Annotated in this window: 1 rRNA gene; it reads right to left on the bottom strand. The window is 52.3% G+C overall.

The features are described 5' to 3' along the window. Nucleotides 1-49: 49 nt before the first annotated feature. Nucleotides 50-2,980: ribosomal RNA gene (locus IEE86_RS19085) — 23S ribosomal RNA — on the bottom strand. Nucleotides 2,981-3,075 lie beyond the last annotated feature (95 nt).

The raw sequence follows: 3,075 nt of genomic DNA on the forward strand, positions 1-3,075 counted from the left end.
AATGTTCTCTCAAAACTAGATAACAATGTTCATGCTTCACATTAGAATATAGGTTAAGTCCTCGATCTATTAGTATCTGTCAGCTCCACGTGTCACCACGCTTCCACCTCAGACCTATCAACCTGATCATCTTTCAGGGATCTTACTTCCTTGCGGAATGGGAAATCTCATCTTGAGGGGGGCTTCATGCTTAGATGCTTTCAGCACTTATCCCGTCCGCACATAGCTACCCAGCGATGCCCTTGGCAGAACAACTGGTACACCAGCGGTGCGTCCATCCCGGTCCTCTCGTACTAAGGACAGCTCCTCTCAAATTTCCTGCGCCCGCGACGGATAGGGACCGAACTGTCTCACGACGTTCTGAACCCAGCTCGCGTACCGCTTTAATGGGCGAACAGCCCAACCCTTGGGACCGACTACAGCCCCAGGATGCGATGAGCCGACATCGAGGTGCCAAACCTCCCCGTCGATGTGGACTCTTGGGGGAGATAAGCCTGTTATCCCCGGGGTAGCTTTTATCCGTTGAGCGATGGCCCTTCCATGCGGAACCACCGGATCACTAAGCCCGACTTTCGTCCCTGCTCGACTTGTAGGTCTCGCAGTCAAGCTCCCTTGTGCCTTTACACTCTGCGAATGATTTCCAACCATTCTGAGGGAACCTTTGGGCGCCTCCGTTACATTTTAGGAGGCGACCGCCCCAGTCAAACTGCCCACCTGACACTGTCTCCCTGCCCGATAAGGGCAGCGGGTTAGAAGGTCAATACAGCCAGGGTAGTATCCCACCGATGCCTCCACCGAAGCTAGCGCTCCGGTTTCCAAGGCTCCTACCTATCCTGTACAAGCTGTACCAACATTCAATATCAGGCTGCAGTAAAGCTCCACGGGGTCTTTCCGTCCTGTCGCGGGTAACCTGCATCTTCACAGGTACTATAATTTCACCGAGTCTCTCGTTGAGACAGTGCCCAGATCGTTGCGCCTTTCGTGCGGGTCGGAACTTACCCGACAAGGAATTTCGCTACCTTAGGACCGTTATAGTTACGGCCGCCGTTTACTGGGGCTTCAATTCGCACCTTCGCTTACGCTAAGCGCTCCTCTTAACCTTCCAGCACCGGGCAGGCGTCAGCCCCTATACTTCGCCTTACGGCTTCGCAGAGACCTGTGTTTTTGCTAAACAGTCGCCTGGGCCTATTCACTGCGGCTTCTCGGGGCTTTAACACCCTAAGAAGCACCCCTTCTCCCGAAGTTACGGGGTCATTTTGCCGAGTTCCTTAACGAGAGTTCTCTCGATCACCTTAGGATTCTCTCCTCGCCTACCTGTGTCGGTTTGCGGTACGGGCACCTCTCACCTCGCTAGAGGCTTTTCTTGGCAGTGTGGAATCAGGAACTTCGCTACTAAATTTCGCTCGCCATCACAGCTCAGCCTTTACGGGAAACGGATTTGCCTATTTCCCAGCCTAACTGCTTGGACGCGGATATCCAATACCGCGCTTACCCTATCCTCCTGCGTCCCCCCATTGCTCAAATGGTGAGGAGGTGGTACAGGAATATCAACCTGTTGTCCATCGCCTACGCCTTTCGGCCTCGGCTTAGGTCCCGACTAACCCTGAGCGGACGAGCCTTCCTCAGGAAACCTTAGGCATTCGGTGGACGGGATTCTCACCCGTCTTTCGCTACTCATACCGGCATTCTCACTTCTAAGCGCTCCACCAGTCCTTCCGGTCTGGCTTCACAGCCCTTAGAACGCTCTCCTACCACTGTTCGTAAGAACAGTCCGCAGCTTCGGTGATACGTTTAGCCCCGGTACATTTTCGGCGCAGAGTCACTCGACCAGTGAGCTATTACGCACTCTTTAAATGGTGGCTGCTTCTAAGCCAACATCCTGGTTGTCTAAGCAACTCCACATCCTTTTCCACTTAACGTATACTTTGGGACCTTAGCTGGCGGTCTGGGCTGTTTCCCTTTCGACTACGGATCTTATCACTCGCAGTCTGACTCCCAAGGATAAGTCATCGGCATTCGGAGTTTGACTGAATTCGGTAACCCGGTAGGGGCCCCTAGTCCAATCAGTGCTCTACCTCCGAGACTCTTACCTTGAGGCTAGCCCTAAAGCTATTTCGGAGAGAACCAGCTATCTCCAGGTTCGATTGGCATTTCACCCCTACCCACACCTCATCCCCGCACTTTTCAACGTGCGTGGGTTCGGGCCTCCATTCAGTGTTACCTGAACTTCACCCTGGACATGGGTAGATCACCTGGTTTCGGGTCTACGACCACGTACTCATGCGCCCTATTCAGACTCGCTTTCGCTGCGGCTCCGCATCTTCTGCTTAACCTTGCACGGGATCGTAACTCGCCGGTTCATTCTACAAAAGGCACGCCATCACCCGTTAACGGGCTCTGACTACTTGTAGGCACACGGTTTCAGGATCTATTTCACTCCCCTTCCGGGGTGCTTTTCACCTTTCCCTCACGGTACTGGTTCACTATCGGTCACTAGGGAGTATTTAGCCTTGGGAGATGGTCCTCCCGGATTCCGACGGAATTTCACGTGTTCCGCCGTACTCAGGATCCACTCTGGAGAGAATGACATTTCAGTTACAGGGCTGTTACCTTCTCTGGCGGGCCTTTCCAGACCTCTTCGCTTATATCATTCCTTTGTAACTCCGTATAGAGTGTCCTACAACCCCAAGAGGCAAGCCTCTTGGTTTGGGCTGTTCCCGTTTCGCTCGCCGCTACTCAGGGAATCGCATTTGCTTTCTCTTCCTCCGGGTACTTAGATGTTTCAGTTCCCCGGGTATGCCTTCTCATACTCTATGTATTCAAGTATGGATACTACTCCATTACGAGCAGTGGGTTTCCCCATTCGGAAATCTCCGGATCAAAGCTTGCTTACAGCTCCCCGAAGCATATCGGTGTTCGTCCCGTCCTTCATCGGCTCCTAGTGCCAAGGCATCCACCGTGCGCCCTTTCTAACTTAACCATTTCTTACTTTAGAAAGAATCACTATGTGTGATGAACTTTGCATTGCATTCAATGTGAATGTATTACTTATTGTTATCTAGTTTTCAAAGAACA

It is taken from the genome of Bacillus crepusculi (assembly GCF_014764715.1).
GTDB lineage: Bacteria > Bacillota > Bacilli > Bacillales > Bacillaceae > Bacillus.